A 19268-nucleotide genomic window follows, 5' to 3' on the forward strand; every position below is an offset into this window, starting at 1 on the left:
TCAACCGGCCCGCGACACCCCGCCCGTGCCAACGCCTGTGGCATAATCGGCGCGTCTTTACCCAGCCGGACACGGATTGCCCTTGGCCACCCGAGCGGAAGTCGAAAAATTCCTGGAGCGCCTGCGCGAGGACCTCGAACGTCACCAGATCGAGATCCCGACCCTGCCCGATGTCTCGGTGCAGGCGCTGTTCATCACCCAGGACGAATCCAGCTCCATCGCCGATCTGGTCAACCTGATCTCGCGCGACACGGCCCTGGCTTCGCGCCTGGTGCGCCATGCCAACAGCCCGGCCTACCGGGGGCTGACCCGCTGCGCCACCATCCGTTCTGCGGTGACCCGCCTGGGCATGGAACGCGCCCGCCAGACCATCATCGCGCTGTCCATGAAGGAGGTCTTCCAGAGCGGGAACGAGGCCATCCGCATCCGGATGGAGGAGCTGTGGAACCACAGCCTGGAGGTGGCGATCATCAGCTACCTGCTGGCCCGTCGCCACCCCCATCTGGACCCGGACACCGCCCTGCTCGCCGGGCTGGTTCACGACATCGGCATGATCCCGATCCTGCGCCGCGCCGAGAAGACCCAGGAGATCTACGAGGATCCACGCGCCCTGCAGGCCGCGGCCGATGCCGCGCACGTCGCCATCGGCCGCGCGATGCTGAAGAACTGGAACTTCGAGCCGGAGATCATCCGCGCCGTGGCCGAACACGAAAACCTCAAGCGCGAGCCGGAGGAAGGCGAACCGGTCAATTACAGCGACATTCTGCAGGCCGCCAACATCGAGAGCCACAACGCCACCCGGCATCGACTGGCCCATATCGACCGCAGCTCGGTCGCCTCCATCCGCCGTCTGGCGGCCAAGCCCGGCACCACCCGCCTGAACTGGGAAGACGACGCAATCGGCCTGGAACACGTCAACCAGATGATCGAATGAACCCCGCGGGGCGCGGGCGGTCTTCTTCATATCGCCCCGGAACGGACGCCCGCATGCCCGCCATTCTCCAGCTCGTCTACGCCTCGCGCGCCACGTTTCCCGAAACCGCCTCCAGCCAGGGCATCGAACCCGAGGTCAGCCGTATCCTGATGCAGTCGCGCCAGAACAACCCGCGCGGCGGGATCGTGGGCGCGCTCTATTACGGGGATGGCCACTTCTTCCAGTGCCTGGAGGGCGAGCCGGATACGGTACGGGAAACCCTCGACCGCATCCGCCGCGACGAACGCCACGAGGAGGTCCGTGTGCTGCGCGAACAGTCACTGGACGACCCCGGCTTCGGGGAATGGTCGATGAAATACGTTCCAGCGGCCGTGGACGTCCGGCAGCTGCTGCAACGTTTCGGCCAGCGCCAGTTCGACCCGTTCGCCTTCGACAACGACCGCATCGACGCGATGCTGGACCTGCTGCGCCAAGGCCGCGATACCACCCACGGCGTAGCTGCGAGCTCCACCGCTTCCAACCCGGGAGATGCCACCCCTGGCGCAAGCCGTGCCCTGCTCGGGGTCGGCCTGGTCACGGTGGCGATCGTGCTCGGCGTGATCGGAGCCGCGACCTACCTGCTCGTCACGTCGTAGAGACCTCGGGACATACCGGCAGCCCGGCCCGCCGCCTTCAACAATCCGTGACGTCGGGTGCGGGCGCCGGGAACGCCTGCTGGATTTGATCGCGCCCACCCCGCTTGGCCCGGTAGAGCGCCTCGTCGGCGGCAACCAGCAGTTCGGGCCCATCCTGGTCGGGGTAATCGGCCGAGCACACCATGCCGATGGAGATGGTGCTGCCAAAGCGCTCCCCCTGGTGGTTGAATTCCAGAGCAGCGAAGTTCCGCCGAACTTCCTCCAGCACCGGTCGGGCATGTTCCGCTTCGCATTCCGGCAGCACCGCGACAAACTCCTCCCCGCCATAGCGGCCGATGATGTCGGACTGGCGCAGGCGCTGTCGCAGCAAGGTCGCGATCGACATAATCACGACATCTCCCACGGCATGCCCGTAGGTATCGTTGACTCTCTTGAAGTGGTCGATGTCGAGCATCGCAAGCGTGACGGGTCGCCCGATCCGTCTAGCGCGCAACACCTCCCGACTGGCGGCCTCCTTGATGCTGGCGTGCTTGAGCAGTCCGGTCAGACTGTCCTTGCTGATCCGCTCCTCCAGCTGGCGTGCGCGCGCGATCCGCGAGCGGGCAGCTGCCACCAGTTGCAGGTCGGAAATCGGCTTGGTCAGAAAGTCGTCCGCGCCCCGACCCATGGCCTCGATCTGGCGCTCGATATCGGTTTCCGCGGACAGATACACAATCGGCAGATGGATATAGGCCTCGTGCTGGCGGATCACCCCCGCCAGGTCGGTGCCCGCGTATTCGGGCATATACAGATCCATCAGCACCAGTTCCGGCCGAAAGGCGGCGATCGTATCCATGATCTCGCGCGGCGCATCCAGCACCCGGGCCTCCATCCCGGCCGCGGTCAGCACCAGCCGCATATGCTCGGCAAGATCGGCGTCGTCGTCCACGATCAGCACCCGTTGCGCCGGCGCATGGCGCTCCTCGAAGATCTGCGAGATGCGGCTCACGAGCCGGGGTACATCCAGCGGTTTCAGGAAATACCCCTGCGCGCCCAGCTGAACCGCGCGCACACGCGACGGGAAGTCGTCATTCACGGAGATGAAGATCAGCGGGCAATCCAGCGCCTGCACCTGCGGGCAATCCACCAGCCGCTCGGTCGCGTTTTCGCGACCATCTTCCAGCATGACATCCACGAGCAGCAGATCCGGCTGCTGGTCTTCCACCGCCCGCCGGAGCGCGTCGATGCCTTTGAACACCCGAACCTCGTAGTTGAAGGATTCCAGCTGCTGCTTGAGTTGGCGGGCCAGTTCCGCATCGTCCTCGACCAGCCAAATTGCCATAGCGCTCTCGGTGGCACTCCAGGCCTCCGGCACCCACCGGACCGCCGAGCGCTCCGGGCTTTCGGGCACCGTACGCGCAAGGGCCGCCAGCTCGTTCGCCAGGGACCGCCGAGTCGGCGCATCCAGCGCCAATTCCCGCACCTGCAGCCAGTCCCCGATTCGCTGCTCCAGCGCACGGGCTGCCGTGCTCAGCGACGCACAGCCGAAACTGCCCCCGCTGCCGGCCAGCTTGTGCAGACGCTGTTGCAGTTCGTCCAGCACCTCGCGGTCCTGCTCCTTCCCGGCCAACCGGCCCTGCAGAGAACTCAATGCAGCTAGCTCATCCGGCAGGTGTTCCAGATACCGAGCACGCAGTTGTGCCAGACGGTCTTTCAAGGCCTGCTCGGCGCCAGCACTTGTCATGCCGCCCCCTGCCAGATCCGCCGTACCTCGTCGGAAAGCGTCATGGGGTCGAACGGTTTGGCGATCACGTCACGCGCCCCCAGCGACTTGTAGTGTGCGATCTCGGAGGGCTGCACCTTGGCGGTCATGAACGCCACCGGCACCTCGGCCAGCGCCGGAATCCCGCGTAGGGCCTCCAGGGTCGTGGGACCATCCATCCCGGGCATCATCACATCCAGCAGGATCAGGTCTGGTGCAAATGCCTCGGCATCGCGTACCGCCTCCTCGCCCGAAGCACAGGTCTTCACGGTGTAACCACCCACCGTCTCCAGGGCCAGTTCGGCAACCGCCTGAATATCCGGCTCGTCTTCGACATAGAGAATGCGTTGCAACTCGGACACTTTCGACTCCCCTGGGGTGAACCGCTACGGGTCCGTGACGTGCGGGCCGTAGCCGGACCCTGGTTCTGAACTGGATGGATAACCATTCGCATCGCGGGCAAGCGGCAACTCGAACCAGAATGTCGCTCCCTCGCCCTCCACGGAGTCAAAGCCTATACGCCCGCCCATATGTTCTACCAGTTCCCGGCTAATCGCGAGGCCGAGCCCGGTCCCGCCCTTCGTTCGGCTGTCGGAGCCATCCGCCTGTGCGAATTTCCCGAAGATCTGCTCGCGGAAGTTGTCCGGAACACCCGGCCCATCATCCGCCACACTGACCCGGACGCCTTCAGTCGGTTCACTCAACGCCTGCACCGAAACCCGCACGCTGCCGCCCGGGGGCGAGAACTTCACTGCGTTCGACAGAAGATTGGCGAGCACCTGCAACAGGCGCTGGTCATCGACCCGAACCGCAACCCCGGGCGCGCCACTATCGAGCACCAGCTGGACCTGGTGTTGTTCGGCATAACCCCGATAACTCTCGAGCGCCTGTTCGAGCAGCGGCTCGAGCCGCTCCGCACGCATATCAAAGTGCAGCTTGCCCGCCGCGATCTTCTCCATATCGAGCAGATCGTTGATCAACAGCGTTAGCCGCTGGCTGTTGCGCTGGGCAATCGTGACCATTTCGCCGACCTTGCCGGGCAGTTCGCCGAGCGCGCCGCTGGCAATCATCCCGAGGGCGCCCGAGATCGACGTCAGTGGTGTCCGCAGTTCGTGGCTGACCGTGGAGACGAATTCGTTCTTCATGCGCTCCACCCGCTTGCGTTCGGTGATGTCACGCACAACCCCCACATAGAGGGGCTCGCCGTGTTGCGTGACCTCCGATACGGCGAGTTCCATCGGGAACACGGTTCCATCCTTGCGGCGCCCCTGCAGTTCCCTGCTGGTGCCAATCACCCGCCGGTTGCCAGTGGCCTGATAATTACGCAGGTATACGTCATGGCTCTCACGATCAGGCCCGGTCATCAACACGCTTACATTGCGACCGGCAACCTCACGGGGCATATACCCGAAGATGCGACTTGCACCCGGATTGAACGACTGGATCAACCCATCGCGATCGATCGTGATGATCCCGTCTACGATGTTATCGATGATCGTCTGCGTGCGAAGCGCCTGCTCCGCCAGGGCTCGCTCCGCCTCTATACGCTCGGTTACGTCTTCGTTCACGCCAGTCGCCCGCACGACCACACCTGCCGCATCGGTTATCGCCTGTGCCATAGCGCGAATATGACGTGTCGCCCCATCGCCCCGGAGAATTCGGAACGTGAACTCGCGGGGTGTCCCGGGACGTTCAAGGATCGTTTCGAGGCTGGCTTCTGCGTGCTCCACGTCTTCGGGCAGCAAGGCGCGCCTCCAGTCATCGGCATGGTGACCAAAATCGCGGGGTAACACGCCGTAAAGACGGAACATCCCGGAATCCCAGTCAAGCCGCCCACTGGTCAGGTTCAAATCCCATACACCCAGCTGCGCCGCCTCGGTGGCCAGCGTCAACTGCTGGGTGGCATCCCGGAAGCGCTGCTCGCTCTCGCGCAATTTGCGTTCAGCCTGCTTGCGGTCGGTTATGTCGGTGTAGACGGCAAGCCACACCTCTCCCTGTACCGGGTGAGTGAAGGTGCTGAAAGAAACCATACAGTCGAGTTCGGTGCCGTTCTGGTGCCGCTGTCGCAGTTCCCCTTCCCAGGCGCCATGTTGCAGGATGCTGGTGGCGACATCCTCCAGCCGACTGGCGCCAGATTCGCGACCAGGCGGGCCGAGCTGCTGCCACGGAGTGTTGACCAGTCCGCCACGCTCGTATCCGAACATCTTCTCAGCGCCGGCATTGGCGTAGATGACGGCCTGGCTGCCCGAATCGATGAGCAACACCCCACCCTGCATCTGCTCCAGCATTCGCGCCTGCAGACGAATATCGTCCTCCAGGGTGGCGTGACTGCTGATTTTCTGGTGACGGTAACGCTCGGGAATCACCGGTGGCTGTAGTTCGAATGCCTGGATGATGTCGAAGACACCCTCGCGGTTGCATCGGGTCAGATAGCAGTTGACCGCGGCATGCTGGGTCTCCGGGTCCATCACCACACTGCCCTGCGGAGCCGTCACGCGGACGGTCTTGAGTGCATCGACCAGCGCCTCGGAATCGGTGCTGCCGGCGGCATTGGCTGCCGTGGCAAATGCCTTCACACAGACATAGGCGCCCTCGCTGAAGTTGGTGACGGTGCCATTGCCATGCGGCCAGATGCCATTGACATCGGGCATCTGTGCAAGCCGCTCCATAAAATCACGATTGGCATCGCTGTCAACGCTCATGAAATAGGTGTTGCTGGAGTACAGGCCTTCACGCACCTCTGGCGGCAGCTTGCTCGCCATCATCTCGTCGTAGTGCCCCATAACCACAGCAATACCTGACTTGAGTCCACGCTCGGAAAAGCGCGTAAGCAGGTTGATCTGGTCGGCTCCGGCAAAGTAGGGCACAAAGACGTCGGGGGCTGCCGCCGCAACAACATCGAGCAGGCGATCAATCTCCTCTACGGCCACGCCGAGGTCGCGGTATTCCTCACCCAACGACTCACCGCCGCACTTCGCCAACGCGTCCTTGGCGGCTGCAATGGAGCCGCGGGGCCATTCGTAGTTGTTGCCAGCAAAGAAAAACCGCGGGCCGTACTGCTCCCGCATGTAGGGGATCATGCGGTCGATCTGCTGATTGGGCAGGGCGGCGAAGTGGAAGAAATAGCGGCTATCGATACTGCCTTCGTGGAAGGAAAAATTGAGCTGCGGAACCCGGTTCGGTTCGGCCACGCGATAGGCAACGGCGATACGGGAGTTGGACAGCAGGTTGCCAATGATGGCGGCGCAGCCATGCTGCTTGACCAGTTTTTCCGCTGCGGCGACCGCGCTCTCCGGCAAACTGCCGTCATCCTCGACCACAAGCTCCAGTGGCCGGCCCAGCACACCGCCCTGTTCGTTGATCTCGGCACAGGCGATCTCGGCGGCGCGGAGGATTTCCGTTCCGTATATGCTGACCAGGCCGGTCAGTGGCGGCATCAGGCCGAGCCTTACGCTCCCCACATTCACTGGGCACCCCCATGCTTGCCCCGGCCCTGTCCGGTCAGTGGCAGGTCGAACCAGAAGGTCGCCCCCGCGTCCGGCACGGAGTCGAACCCGACCTCACCGCCCATGCGCTCCACTAGCTCCCGGGTGATCGCCAGCCCCAGGCCGCTACCGCCCTTCTGGCGGGTGTCGGAGGCATCGGCCTGGGAAAACTTCTGGAAGATGCGTTCGCGGAACGCCTCCGGGATCCCGGGGCCGTGATCGATCACCGAGACGCGCACCTGCGCCTCGCCATGCTCCATCGTCATCCGCACCTCGCCACCCTCCGGCGAGAACTTGGCTGCGTTGGAGAGCAGATTGGCCAGCACCTGCTGCAGGCGGTCGGCATCCACTTCGACCCGGACCCCGTCATCCTCCACATCCAGCACCAGGTGCACCCCGTACTGGTCGGCATAGCTCTGGTTGCTGCGCACAGCCTGCTCCAGCAACGGGAACAGCGGCTGCTCTTGCATCTCGAAGCGCATCTTGCCGGCCACCAGCTTTTCCATGTCCAGCAGGTCGTTGATCAGCAGCCCCAGGCGCTGGCTGTTCTTGTGGGCAATCTCCAGCATCTCCTGCATCCGCTCCGGCAACGCTCCTGCCGCCCCGCCCGTCAGCAGGCCCAGGGCCCCGGAGATCGACGTGAGCGGCGTGCGCAGCTCGTGGCTGACGGTGGAGATGAACTCGTTTTTCATGCGCTCGATGCGCTTGCGCTCGGAGATATCCTCGATGATGGACCAGATCAGTTTGCGACCGGACTTGTCGTGCACGACCATTCCGTTGAGCAGCACGGGATACCGGGTGCCGTCCTTGCGGATGTATTCCTTCTCGTAGGGGCCGTAACGGCCCGTCTGTTCCATGCTCTCCAGTTGCTGCGCTTCCTGCGCTGCGTACTCCCGGGGCGTGACATCCCAGTAGCTGAGTGCAACGAACTCCTCGCGGGTATAACCGGTCGGGCGCAACAGGGCCGCGTTGAGATCCACAAACGCCCCGGTCTCGTAATCGTTCAGCGCGATCCCCACCGGTGAGAGCTCGAACAGCCCCCGCAGGCGGGCCTCGCTGTCCGCGACGGCCAGCTCGGCCTCCTTTTCATCCGTGATATCCCGAATATATCCGTGCCACAGCGTACTGCCGTCGTCGAGGGGCTCGGGCGAGGCGTGACCCTGCACCCACCCCACGCGACCATCATCCCGCAGGGTGCGATACTCGCAATGCCAGTTGCTCATTTCCCGCCGTGACCGTTCGATGGACTGCGCCACCCGATCCCGGTCCTTCGGGTGCAGACGGCGGAACACCGCGCTGGCATCCTCGCGTGCCGCCTCTGCGCTGATGCCGTAGATGTCCCGGATGCCGGGGCTGCTGTACGGGAAGGCCACGCGGCCGTCCGGCCACTGCCGATACTGATACACCATACCCGGCACCAGTGAGGTCAGCTTCTTCAACTGCTCGTGCGACTGTTCCCGCTCCAGGCTCGCCGCCACCCAGCGCCCCAACAGACGCACGAACATGCGTTCACCCTCGCTGAACGCGGCCCGTCTGGGGTGCGCCGACGAAAAGTTCAGGGTGCCAAAGCGCTGCCCCTCAACCTCCAGCACGACACCGATGTAGGCTTCCAGGCCGAAGTCCGCGTAACACGGGTGGCCCTGGTGCTCGGACGCGCCCATGTGCTCGATCGTCAGCAGGTCGTTGTGCGCAAGGGTCAGCGCACAGTAGGTATGCCCGAGTGCAAAGCGCTGACCACGCTCGAGAGGGGCGCCAGCCGGCGCGACGAACGCACGCACCGTATAGTCGTCGCCGCGGATCCGGCTGACGATGCCCAGTTCCAGCCCAAGAAAGTCGGCCCCCATTTGTAGCGCGCGCTCGAGCTGGTCATCGAGGTCCAGCGCCACCAGGGATGCAATCTCGTTGAGCGCCGCGAACGCGTCCAGCTGGCGCTGATGCTGTTCACGATGTTCCCGTTCCCGGGTCGCATCGAGGATGAAGCCGTCGAGGTAGCGTACTCGGCCATCCGGATCACGAATGGCGGAGCCCCGTTCCTGGGCCCAGCGGATACTGCCGTCACGATGCCAAATACGGTATTCAACGGACCAGTCGTTGCCGGCGCTCAAGGCCTGTTCCACCGCATCCTGGACTCGTGCCTGATCATCCTCGTGGATCACGCTGGCGTAACTGCGCACGGCATTGTCGATGAAGTCGCTGGCAGGATAGCCCGACAGCGGATCCACCTGGTCGCTCATGTAGAGCATGGTCCAGTCCGAATCCGGCAGGCAGCGATAGGTGATTCCGGGGATATTGTCGACCAGCGAGCGGAACTGTTGCTCGCTCTCGCGGATCCGTTCGGCATCCTCGCGTTCCCGGGTCACATCGGACTCGATCGCGATGAACCCCTGCAACACCCCCTGCTCGTCGCGCAATGGGGTGCAGTGGATCCGCACCCAGTACGGGTGGCCGTCGATGTGGTAGTTCAACAGCTCTTCAACGAATGGTTCGCCACGCGCCAGCGCCCCACCGATCCGGGCTACCGTCTCCGGATCGGTCCCGGCACCCTGCAACAGTTCACTCGGCTGGCGGCCAAGCATTGCGTCCAGGGTGTAGCCACTCAAGCGGGTAAAGCCGTCGTTGATCCACTCGACCCGACCGTCGGCGTCGGTAATGATCACGCCATTGGTCGTCTCGCTCGCCACCCGGGACAGCCGCGCCCGCTCCAACTGGCCCGCCCGGTAACGACGACGAGTGCGAGCCGCATCCACCAACTGCCCCAGCGTGGCGAGCAGCGGCTGCAGAAACTCCACCAGTTCCGGGTCGTAGCCACCCGGACGGTTGGCGATCCCCAGCACGGCGATCCGCTCGCCCCCGTACTCGATGGGTATCCCCAGAAAGGCCTTGAGCGGCGGATGTCCTTCGGGCAACCCGCCGCTGCGCGGGTCTCCGGCGGGGTCATTGGCAATCACCGGCCCCGCGCCGGTCAGGGCCGCGCCGAACAGGGTCTCCAGGTTGTGAAACTCCAGCCCCTGGGGTGCGTTGGCCGCATAGAAGGCGCGGGTCGCGTCATCCCAGGCGATATTGGTGATGGCACTGGTCTTGAGGTAAGGCGAACCTTCAGGCGTGTGCAGCACCTCTCCGATAAAGCCGTATTCGCTGTGGGTCAGCTCGAGAATATCCGCCAGCAGTCCGTCAAAGACCTGCCCACGGTCCTGATCGGCATCGCGAATAAACGCCGACTGCGCACGGGTAATCACCTCGCCAAGCTGCCGCAGATCCCCCAGCGCATTGCCAAGCGCCCGCTGTTCGGTGGAGTCGATTTCCGCCGCGACCGCATCGGCGAGGTCACGCAGGGAGCGTCGCTCGTCCTCGCTCAACTGCCGCGGCCGGCCGTCGATCAGGCAAAGCGTCCCGATCCGGTAACCGTCGGAGGTTGTCAGTGGTGCACCGGCGTAGAACCGGATCTGCGGCTCCCCGGTCACCAGTGGGTTGTCGGCAAACCGGGCGTCCGCGCGCGCATCGGGAATCTCGAAGATATCGCCCCCGAGAATCGTATGCCCGCAAAAGGAGACATCACGCCCGGTCTCCGCCACCTCGAGACCCTGCCGCGACTTGAACCACTGCCGGTCCTCATCCACCAGCGAAACCAGCGCGATGGACACCCCGAACATCCGCCGCGCCAGACGCGTCAGTCGGTCGAACCGCTCCTCAGCCGCGGTATCCAATAGCCCTCGAGCCCGCAGCGCTCGCAGCCGCTCTTTTTCGTTGCCGGGGCAGGGAGGCGTTTTCAACAGAATTGGACCACGCACAACTCGGGAATACCCGATACTGCCACGTCCAGCTTTCTGCCCCAACCAGGGAGACGCTGATTGAATCGCACGTCCGCGCTCGAGTCGCTTTTGCGTGCGAACAAGGCGCGGTGACTGCCGTGCAGTCATTCTGCACAAGGGAGCCGCAACGCCGTGCGCGCGCAAAAGCGGCCGAGCCCCTGATTTCGATGGCTTGTGGGGTTGGTGCCCCCTGTTCCCCGATCCTGCGTTGCGCCGCTTGCGGGTAGAACCACTACCCGCTACACGACGCGCCTTGTCTCGGAAAACAGGGGACACCAACGCGGACGTGCAATTCAATCAGCGTCTCCCTAAGAGACGCCGTCCAAGAGGACTATTCCCACTCGATGGTGGCGGGAGGCTTGCCGGAGATGTCGTAGGTCACGCGCGAGATGCCGGGGATCTCGTTGATGATCCGGCGCGAGACGTGATCGAGGAAGTCGTACGGCAGGTGCGCCCAGCGCGCGGTCATGAAGTCGATGGTCTCCACCGCGCGCAGCGCGACCACGTAATCGTAGCGCCGACCGTCGCCCATCACCCCGACCGACTTCACCGGCAGGAACACCGCAAACGCCTGCGAGGTCTTGTCGTACAGATCCGCCTTGCGCAGCTCCTCGATGAAGATCGCATCGGCCCGGCGCAGCAGATCGGCGTATTCCTTTTTCACGGCGCCGAGGATGCGCACGCCCAGACCCGGCCCCGGGAACGGGTGGCGGTAGACCATCTCGGTGGGCAGGCCCAGCTCCACGCCGATCTTGCGCACCTCGTCCTTGAACAGCTCGCGCAGCGGCTCCACCAGCCCCAGCTTCATGTTCTCCGGCAGGCCGCCCACGTTGTGGTGCGACTTGATCACATGCGCCTTGCCGGTCTTCGAGTCGGCCGACTCGATCACGTCCGGGTAGATCGTGCCCTGGGCCAGCCATTGCACGTTGTTCAGCTTCGCGGCCTCCTCGTCGAACACGTCGATGAACAGCCCGCCGATGACCTTGCGCTTGGCCTCCGGATCCTCGACCCCGGCGAGCGCACGCATGAAGCGGTCCTCGGCATCCACGCGGATCACGTTCACGCCCATGTGGCGGGCGAAGGTCGCCATCACGTGGTCGCCCTCGCCCTCGCGCAGCAGTCCGGTGTCCACGAACACGCAGGTCAGCTGGTCGCCGATCGCCTTGTGCAGCAGCGCACCGACCACCGAGGAGTCCACCCCGCCGGACAGGCCCAGCACCACGTGGTCGTCGCCGACCTGTTCGCGCACCCGCGCGGCCATGTCGTCGATGATGTTGTCGGCGGTCCACAGCGCCTCGCAGCCGCAGATCTCGTGCAGGAAGCGTTCGATGATGCGCTGGCCCTGGGTGGTGTGCGTGACCTCGGGATGGAACTGCACGCCGTAGAAGCCGCGCTCCGGGTCGGCCATGCCGGCGATCGGCGCGGAGTCGGTGGAGGCCATCAGGCGAAAGCCCTCCGGCAGTTCGGTCACGTGGTCGCCATGCGACATCCACACGTCCAGCAGGCCGTAGCCCTCCGGTGTGGTGTGATCCTCGATGTCGCGCAAAAGCGGGGTATGACCGCGGGCGCGCACCTGGGCGTAGCCGAACTCGCGACGCTCGGACGGCTCGACCCGGCCGCCCAACTGCGCGGCCATGGTCTGCATGCCGTAGCAGATCCCCAGCACCGGCACGCCCAGCTCGAACACTGTGTCCTCGGCGCGCGGCGGCTGGTCGATATTTACCGACTCCGGGCCACCGGACAGGATGATCCCGGTGGGATTGAACGCGCGGATGTCCGCCGCCGGCATGTCCCAGGCGTGTACCTCGGAGTAGACCCCGGCCTCGCGCACGCGGCGGGCGATCAGCTGGGTGTACTGGGAGCCGAAGTCCAGCACCAGAATGCGGTGGGCGTGAAGATCCTGGGTCATGAGGTCATCCGCTATACCGGCCGGACGGCCGGTGGGGTATCGGGACCGGGCCGTGTCGGGCCGGTCAGTCCATTCGGTAGTTCGGGGCTTCCTTGGTGATCGCCACGTCGTGCACGTGGCTCTCGCGCATGCCGGCGGCGGTCACGCGGACGAAGTGCGGCTTGGTCCGCATCTCTTCGATGTTGTGCGCGCCGACATACCCCATGGACGAGCGCAGCCCGCCCATCAGCTGGTAGATGATCGCGACGATCGAGCCCTTGTACGGCACGCGACCCTCGATGCCCTCGGGCACGAACTTGTCGGCCGATGCGTTCGGGTCCTGGAAATAGCGATCCGAGGAGCCCTGCTGCATCGCACCCAGCGAGCCCATGCCGCGATAGATTTTGTAGGAGCGGCCCTGGTAGAGCTCGACCTCGCCCGGGGCCTCCTCGGTCCCGGCGAACATCGAACCCAGCATCACGCAGTCCGCGCCCGCGGCGATCGCCTTGGCCAGGTCCCCGGAGAAGCGCACGCCGCCGTCGGCGATCAGCGGCACGCCGGTGCCCTGGAGCGCCTCGGCCACATCCGAGATCGCGGTGATCTGCGGCACGCCCACGCCGGCCACAATGCGGGTGGTGCAGATCGAGCCCGGCCCGATCCCCACCTTCACGCCATCCGCCCCGGCCGCGACCAGGTCCTTCGCGGCGGCGGCGGTGGCGATGTTGCCGCCGACCACCTGTACGTCCGGGTAGTGCTTCTTCACCCAGGCAACGCGGTCGAGCACGCCCTGGGAATGACCGTGCGCGGTATCCACCACCAGCACATCCACCCCGGCCTCGACCAGCGCGGCCACGCGCTCGTCCGTGCCATCGCCCACGCCGACCGCCGCGCCCACGCGCAGGCGGCCGCGCTCGTCCTTGGAGGCATTGGGATGCTCGGTGGACTTCTGGATGTCCTTGACGGTGATCATCCCGCGCAGCTGGAAGTCGTCGTTGACCACCAGCACCTTCTCGATGCGATGCTTGTGCAGCAGTTCCAGCACCATCTCGCGGTCGGCCCCCTCGGGCACGGTCACCAGTCGGTCGCGCGGGGTCATGATCTCGGTGACCGGCGCCTCCATCCGCGTCTCGAAGCGCAGGTCACGGGAGGTCACGATGCCGACCAGATCGTTCCCATCCACCACTGGCACGCCGGAGATGTGATTGGCCTCGGTGAGCTCCACCACCTGGCCGATAGTGGCGCCCGGGCCGATGGTGATCGGCTCGCTGATCACGCCGCTTTCGTATTTCTTGACCTGCCGGACCTCGGCCGCCTGGGCCTCCACCGACATGTTCTTGTGGACGATACCGAGCCCGCCCTCCTGAGCCATCGCGATCGCCAGGCTGGCCTCGGTGACCGTATCCATTGCCGCCGACACCACCGGCGCGGACAGCGTGATCTCGCGGGTGATCCGGGTACTCAGGTCGACATCGCGCGGAACGACATCCGAATGTCCCGGGATCAGCAGCACGTCATCAAAGGTAAGGGCTTCACCGAGTATCCGCATGCACCACTCCAGGACAGGCCCGCCGGGACGCAGGGGGAGGAAATCCCGGGGGTAGATAAATAGCCCTTCAGTATAGAATTCGCACTCTCCCGCGACAAGCGCACACAGGCCTGCGAAGGGCGGATCGCAGACGCTGCCGGAGCACCCTGATAGGATGCCGGTTCACTCCGGACCCTCCGCCAGGCGAGAACCCATGCCCGAACGCGCGCCCCCGGCCCGCATCACCCGCCGCTCCGCGCTGGCCCTGCTGCTGGCCCCCGGCCTCGGCCTGGCCACCGCGTCCAGCGCCCAGGCCGACTGGTGGCGCTTCGGCCAGGACATGTTCCGCTCGCTGATCACGCGTCCGCCGGAGTTCTCCGGGCTGTCCACCGCGGAGCTGATCGAGGCCGTCCACGAAGCACTGGTCATCGCGACCCACGCGGCCTCCGAGACCCTCAGCCGGCGCAACGGCTTCTACGGCAATCCCGACGTGCGCATCCCCCTGCCCGAGGTACTCGCGACCACCCGGCGCTCCCTGGGGCGCCTGGGTATGGCCGCGCCGCTGGACACCCTGGAGGAGCGCATGAACCGCGCGGCCGAGGACGCCGTCTGGCAGGCACGGGAGCCCTTCATCCGGGCCATCTTCGCCCTCGACCTGAACAATGCACGGGGCATCCTGCTGGGCGACGAGGACGCCGCCACCCGCCATCTGGAGGCCCACATGCGCCCGCGCCTGACCGATGCCATGCGCCCGGTCGTGGAGAACAGCCTGGACGCCGTGGAGGCCCTGACAACCTATCGCGAACTGGAGGCGCGCATGCGCGACATCCCGTTCCTCGCGAACGTGCGTCTGGACCTTGCCGAGCACGTGCTGGAGCACACCATGGACGGCCTGTTCCATGCCATGGCCGAGGAAGAGGCCCGCCTGCGGGTCGACCCGGTCGGGCGCGGCACCGACGTGTTCCAGCGCGTCTTCAGCCGCCTGTAAGCGAGGGCCGCATGAGCGATACCCCGGTCTTTTCCGTCACCCAACTCAACCAGTGCGCCGACGGGCTGCTCCGCGACGGCCTCGGCGTGGTGCGCGTCGAGGGCGAAGTCTCCAACCTGCGCCAGTATGCCTCGGGCCACCAGTACTTCTCGCTGAAGGACGAGAACGCCTCGGTGAACTGCGTGCTGTTTCGCGGCAAGGCGCGCCAGGCGGCGCGTTTTGCCGACGGCGACGCGGTCCAGATCCGCGGGCGCGCCGGGATCTACGGCGCCCGTGGCCAGTTCCAGATCATCGTCGAGGCCCTGCAGCCGGCCGGCGAGGGGCGCCTGCTGGCCGCCTTCCAGCGGCTCAAGGAGAAACTCGCCGCCGAGGGCCTGTTCGACGCCGAGCGCAAGCAGCCGCTGCCCGCCTGGACCCACCGCCTGGGCGTGATCACCTCCACCCAGGGCGACGTGCGCCACGACATCGAGCGCACCCTGGCGCGGCGCTTCCCGCTGCTGCTGCCGGTCACGCTTTACCCCACCGCCGTCCAGGGCGCGCAGGCCGCCGGCCAGATCGTCGCGGCGCTGGAACAGGCTGCGGCCGAGGGCCGGGTCGACGTGATTATCCTCGCCCGTGGCGGCGGCTCGCTGGAGGACCTGCAGGCCTTCAACGAGGAGAGCGTCGCACGCGCGATCGCCGCCTGCCCCATCCCGATCGTCACCGGCGTGGGGCACGAGACCGACACCACCATCGCCGACTTCGTCGCCGATCTGCGCGCCTCCACGCCGACCGCCGCGGCGGAGGCCGTCAGCCCGGATGCCGCCACCCTGCGCCACCAGCTGGCGCGGGCCCGCGAACGCCTCACCGGCCTGCTAGGCCAGCGCATCGCGCGCCACCGGCAGACCCTCACCGCCCTGCACACCCGCCTGGAGCGCCGCCACCCCAGCCAGCTCCTGGAGCGCAATGCCCAGCGCCTGGACGACCAGCGCGAGCGCCTGAACCGCGCCTGGTCACGCCTCGAGGAACGCGCCCGATCGCGGCTGCAGCGCGCCCAGTTGCGCCTGGCCGGGGCCTCGCCCGGCAACCGCCTGACTGCCGCGCGCATGCGTCTGGAGCACCTGCGCCAGCGTCTGGCCCGGGTGCGCCCCGACCACGACATCACCCAGCGGCGGGAGGCCCTGGCGCGGCTCCAGCGGCAACTGGAGTGCGCCACCCGGCAGGCGCTCGCCACCCGCCAGCGCCACCTGGATGCCACCGCGCGCCAGCTCCGCTCCCTGGACCCGGAGGCGGTACTGGAACGCGGCTACGCGATCCTGCAGACCCCCGAGGGCGAGGTCCTGCGCCGCGCGGACCAGACCGCCCCCGGCCAGCACCTGCGCGCACGCCTGGCGCGCGGCCGCCTGGACCTCGACGTCACCGCCACCCACACCGACGACTGAGGCGCGCGGCCTCCGCCTTTAAGGAGACGCTGAGCCCGTAGCAGGGAGCCGTGCGGCGCGGGGTCATCCCGGGCCGCAGCGCGGCGCAGAGCCGGGATGGCGATCGGCTCGGCACACGCAATACACCGTGGGAGCGTGCTTGCACGCGAAGCCCCTGCCAGAGTCGGACGCGGGCAGGGGCTTCGCGTGCAAGCACGCTCCCACAGGGGGTGCATGGAGCCCCGCCGAGGGCGGCTGGGTACGAACGCGTACGCGCCCGCAGGCGAATCAGGAGAGCAGGACGAGGTTGTCGCGGTGGATCAGCTCCGGCTCCAGCAGGTAGCCCAGCTCCGCCTCGATGCGGTCGGCGCGCTGGCCGCGAATGCGCTGGATCTCGCTGGCCCCGTAGTTGGTGAGCCCGCGCGCCACCGCGACCCCGTCCGGGTCCAGGCAGGTCACCATCTCGCCGCGGCGGAAATCGCCCTCGACTCCGACCACCCCCACCGGCAGCAGGCTGCTGCCCGACTCGCGCAACACGCGCGCGGCCCCGGCATCCAGCTGCAACTGCCCGCGCGAGTGCAGCTGATCCGCCAGCCAGCGCTTGCGCGCCGCCAGGGGTTCGCGGTCCGGCTTCAGCCAGGTACCCAGCGGCTCGCCCTTCAGCACCCGCCCCATCACCTGCGCCTCGCGCCCGGAGGCGATCACGGTATGCGTACCGGAGCGCGCCGCGCGTTCGGCGGCCAGCAGCTTGGTCGCCATGCCGCCGCGCCCCAGGCGCCCGAAATCGGCGGCCACGTAGTGGTGCAGCTGGGCATCCGAGGCCCGGCCTTCGGCGATCAGGCGGGCGTCCGCATGCTTGCGCGGATCGCGATCGAACAAGCCATCCTGGTCGGTCAGGATCAGCAGCAGGTCGGCCACCACCAGGTTTGCGACCAGCGCCGCCAGGGTGTCGTTGTCCCCCAGCCGGATCTCCTCGTAGGCCACCGTGTCGTTCTCGTTGACCACCGGGATCGTGCCCATCTCCAGCAGCGCCTGCATGGTGCTGCGGGCATTCAGGTAGCGCGAGCGATCGGCCAGATCATCATGGGTCAGCAGGACCTGGGCCGCGTGCAGGTCGTGGCTGGCGAACTCGCGCTCGTAGGCCTGCACTAGCCCCATCTGGCCGACCGCCGCGGCCGCCTGCACGTGATGCAACTGGTGCGGCCGTTCGGTCATGCCCAGCCGGCGCATGCCCTCGGCCACCGCGCCACTGGAGACCAAGATGACCTCCAGACCGCGTCGGCGCAGCGCCGCGATCTGGTGCGCCCAGGACTCCAGCGCCGGGCGGTCGAGCCCGGCCCCATCCGCGGTGATCAGGGCACTCCCGATCTTGACCACCACCCGGCGGATCGCCGGGAGCGCACGCATGTCCCCCGCGGTCACGCGGGGTCCTCCGGGTTGGCGATCGCATCGCGCCGGCCAGCCTCGGCCGCCGCCTGCGCGGTCTCTTCGATATGGCGCATCACGGCCTGGAGCAGGGCATCCACGCCCTCGCCGGTCGCGGCGGAGATGGCGAACACCGGACGTTCCGCCCCCTGGTCGGCACGCACCCGCTCGACCAGGGCCGCCAGATCCTCGGGGTCCAGCAGCTCCTTCTTGTTCAGCACGATCCAGCGCGGCAGTGACGCCAGCTGGTCGCTGTGGTGCTCCAGCTCGGTGATCGCGGTGCGCAGATCCACCAGCGGGTCGGCCTCCGGGTCGGGCGGCGCCACATCCACCACGTGCAGCAACAGCCGGGTGCGCGCCAGGTGCTTGAGGAACCGCGTGCCCAGGCCGGCCCCCTCGGCCGCGCCCTCGATCAGCCCGGGGATGTCGGCGATTACGAAGCTCTGGTTCACACCGATGCGCACCACGCCCAGCTGCGGGATCAGGGTAGTGAACGGATAGTCGGCGATCTTCGGGCGCGCGGCGGAGGCGCGCGCGAGCAGCGTGGACTTGCCCGCGTTCGGCAGCCCCAGCAGCCCGACATCCGCCAGCACCATCAGCTCCAGCGACAGCTTGCGCAGCTCGCCCGGCGTGCCCGGCTTGCTCTGGCGCGGCGCCTGGTTGGTGGAGGACTTGTAGCGCGTGTTGCCAAGCCCGTGGAAGCCCCCCTGCGCGACCAGCAGCCGCTGGCCCTCGTGGGTCACGTCGCCGAGGATCTCGTCGGTCTCGGCATCACGCACCTGGGTGCCGACCGGGACCGGGATCTCCAGGTCCTCGCCGGAGGCCCCGGTGCGCTGGCGCCCCATGCCGTTCTCGCCACGCTGGGCATCGAAGCGACGCTGGTAACGGAAGTCGGCCAGGGTATTCAGGCCCTCGTCACCCACCAGCCACACGGAGCCACCATCCCCGCCGTCGCCCCCGTCCGGGCCGCCAAAGGGGATGTACTTCTCGCGGCGGAAGCTGACACAGCCGTTGCCGCCGTCGCCGGCCTTCACGGTGATAGTGGCCTCGTCGATGAACTTCATTGCTTGTTTCCCGCAGTACAGAACAAAAAAAGCCCCGTCGAACGGGGCTTTTCGCGAACGCTTCGCTAGGGAGACGCTGATTGAATCGCACGTCCGCGCTCGAGTCGCTTTTGCGTGCGAACAAGGCGCGGTGACCGCCGTGCAGTCATTCTGCACAAGGGAGCCGCAACGCCGTGTGCGCGCCCGTTTTCGATCAACAACGGGCGGCCGAGCCCGCTCTTTCAATCACTTGTCGGGTTGGTGCCCCCTGTTCCCCGAGCCTGCGTTGCGCCACTTGCGGGTAGAACCACTACCCGCTGCACGACGCGCCTTGTCTCGGAAAACAGGGGGCACCAACGCGGACGTGCGATTCAATCAGCGTCTCCCTAGCCGGC

General features: G+C 66.6%; 12 protein-coding genes. 4 read left to right on the forward strand and 8 right to left on the reverse strand.

Features of this window, described 5'->3' with window-relative positions; translation table 11 throughout:
- The first annotated feature begins 82 nt into the window (after positions 1-82).
- Entirely contained in the window at positions 83-934 is an 852-nt protein-coding gene (locus D103_RS0112155) for an HDOD domain-containing protein (RefSeq protein WP_018876981.1), read from the forward strand.
- A gap of 53 nt (positions 935-987) precedes the next feature.
- Positions 988-1569 carry a BLUF domain-containing protein gene (locus tag D103_RS0112160; RefSeq protein ID WP_018876982.1) on the forward strand — a complete coding sequence of 194 codons (582 nt, stop codon included), beginning with the start codon at positions 988-990 and terminating at the stop codon, positions 1567-1569.
- 37 nt (positions 1570-1606) lie between these two features.
- On the opposite strand, the gene D103_RS0112165 is transcribed toward D103_RS0112160, so the two are convergent.
- From D103_RS0112165 to guaB, 6 genes are all read right to left on the reverse strand, one after another.
- A complete protein-coding gene (locus tag D103_RS0112165; protein WP_026280361.1) occupies positions 1607-3292 on the reverse strand; it encodes a diguanylate cyclase in 1686 nt (561 codons plus the stop codon).
- Positions 3289-3672, reverse strand: a complete 384-nt coding sequence (locus D103_RS0112170; protein WP_018876984.1) for a response regulator — start codon at positions 3670-3672, stop codon at positions 3289-3291. Before D103_RS0112170 ends, D103_RS0112165 begins: the two co-directional genes overlap by 4 nt.
- A 24-nt stretch (positions 3673-3696) precedes the next feature.
- Positions 3697-6771: an ABC transporter substrate-binding protein gene (locus D103_RS0112175; RefSeq protein WP_369772236.1), complete on the reverse strand. Its 3075-nt coding sequence runs from the start codon at positions 6769-6771 to the stop codon at positions 3697-3699.
- Positions 6772-6773: 2 nt separating this feature from the next.
- Positions 6774-10499, reverse strand: coding sequence for a PAS domain S-box protein (locus D103_RS0112180; RefSeq protein WP_018876986.1), 3726 nt, complete (start codon positions 10497-10499; stop codon positions 6774-6776).
- Between the two features lie 436 nt (positions 10500-10935).
- Entirely contained in the window at positions 10936-12513 is a 1578-nt protein-coding gene (gene guaA, locus D103_RS0112185; protein WP_018876987.1) for a glutamine-hydrolyzing GMP synthase, read from the reverse strand.
- A 64-nt stretch (positions 12514-12577) separates the two neighbouring features.
- Positions 12578-14038, reverse strand: coding sequence for an IMP dehydrogenase (gene guaB / locus D103_RS0112190; RefSeq protein ID WP_018866382.1), 1461 nt, complete (start codon positions 14036-14038; stop codon positions 12578-12580).
- 193 nt (positions 14039-14231) lie between these two features.
- Between guaB and D103_RS0112195 the strand changes: the two genes are divergently transcribed.
- Both D103_RS0112195 and xseA read left to right on the forward strand, forming a co-directional pair.
- Positions 14232-15005, forward strand: coding sequence for a DUF4197 domain-containing protein (locus D103_RS0112195; protein ID WP_018876988.1), 774 nt, complete (start codon positions 14232-14234; stop codon positions 15003-15005).
- 11 nt (positions 15006-15016) lie between these two features.
- Entirely contained in the window at positions 15017-16426 is a 1410-nt protein-coding gene (xseA, locus tag D103_RS0112200; RefSeq protein ID WP_018876989.1) for an exodeoxyribonuclease VII large subunit, read from the forward strand.
- Positions 16427-16693: 267 nt separating this feature from the next.
- Here xseA and proB read toward each other — a convergent pair whose 3' ends face one another.
- The gene (gene proB / locus D103_RS0112205) at positions 16694-17827 is read right to left on the reverse strand and encodes a glutamate 5-kinase (RefSeq protein ID WP_018876990.1); all 1134 of its coding nucleotides are present in this window, start codon (positions 17825-17827) and stop codon (positions 16694-16696) included.
- The gene (cgtA, locus tag D103_RS0112210) at positions 17824-18894 is read right to left on the reverse strand and encodes an Obg family GTPase CgtA (RefSeq protein WP_018876991.1); all 1071 of its coding nucleotides are present in this window, start codon (positions 18892-18894) and stop codon (positions 17824-17826) included. Before cgtA ends, proB begins: the two co-directional genes overlap by 4 nt.
- Between the last annotated feature and the right edge of the window lie 374 nt (positions 18895-19268).

It is taken from the genome of Thioalkalivibrio sp. ALE31 (assembly GCF_000377405.1).
GTDB lineage: Bacteria > Pseudomonadota > Gammaproteobacteria > Ectothiorhodospirales > Ectothiorhodospiraceae > Thioalkalivibrio.

What these genes read in the sequence shown, in the direction of transcription:
- xseA (WP_018876989.1), top strand. Translation starts at nt 15,017, where the DNA reads ATGAGCGATACCCCGGTCTTTTCCGTCACCCAACTCAACCAGTGCGCC.
- guaB (WP_018866382.1), bottom strand. Translation starts at nt 14,038, where the DNA reads ATGCGGATACTCGGTGAAGCCCTTACCTTTGATGACGTGCTGCTGATC.
- D103_RS0112160 (WP_018876982.1), top strand. Translation starts at nt 988, where the DNA reads ATGCCCGCCATTCTCCAGCTCGTCTACGCCTCGCGCGCCACGTTTCCC.
- D103_RS0112195 (WP_018876988.1), top strand. Translation starts at nt 14,232, where the DNA reads ATGCCCGAACGCGCGCCCCCGGCCCGCATCACCCGCCGCTCCGCGCTG.
- D103_RS0112165 (WP_026280361.1), bottom strand. Translation starts at nt 3,292, where the DNA reads ATGACAAGTGCTGGCGCCGAGCAGGCCTTGAAAGACCGTCTGGCACAA.
- cgtA (WP_018876991.1), bottom strand. Translation starts at nt 18,894, where the DNA reads ATGAAGTTCATCGACGAGGCCACTATCACCGTGAAGGCCGGCGACGGC.
- guaA (WP_018876987.1), bottom strand. Translation starts at nt 12,513, where the DNA reads ATGACCCAGGATCTTCACGCCCACCGCATTCTGGTGCTGGACTTCGGC.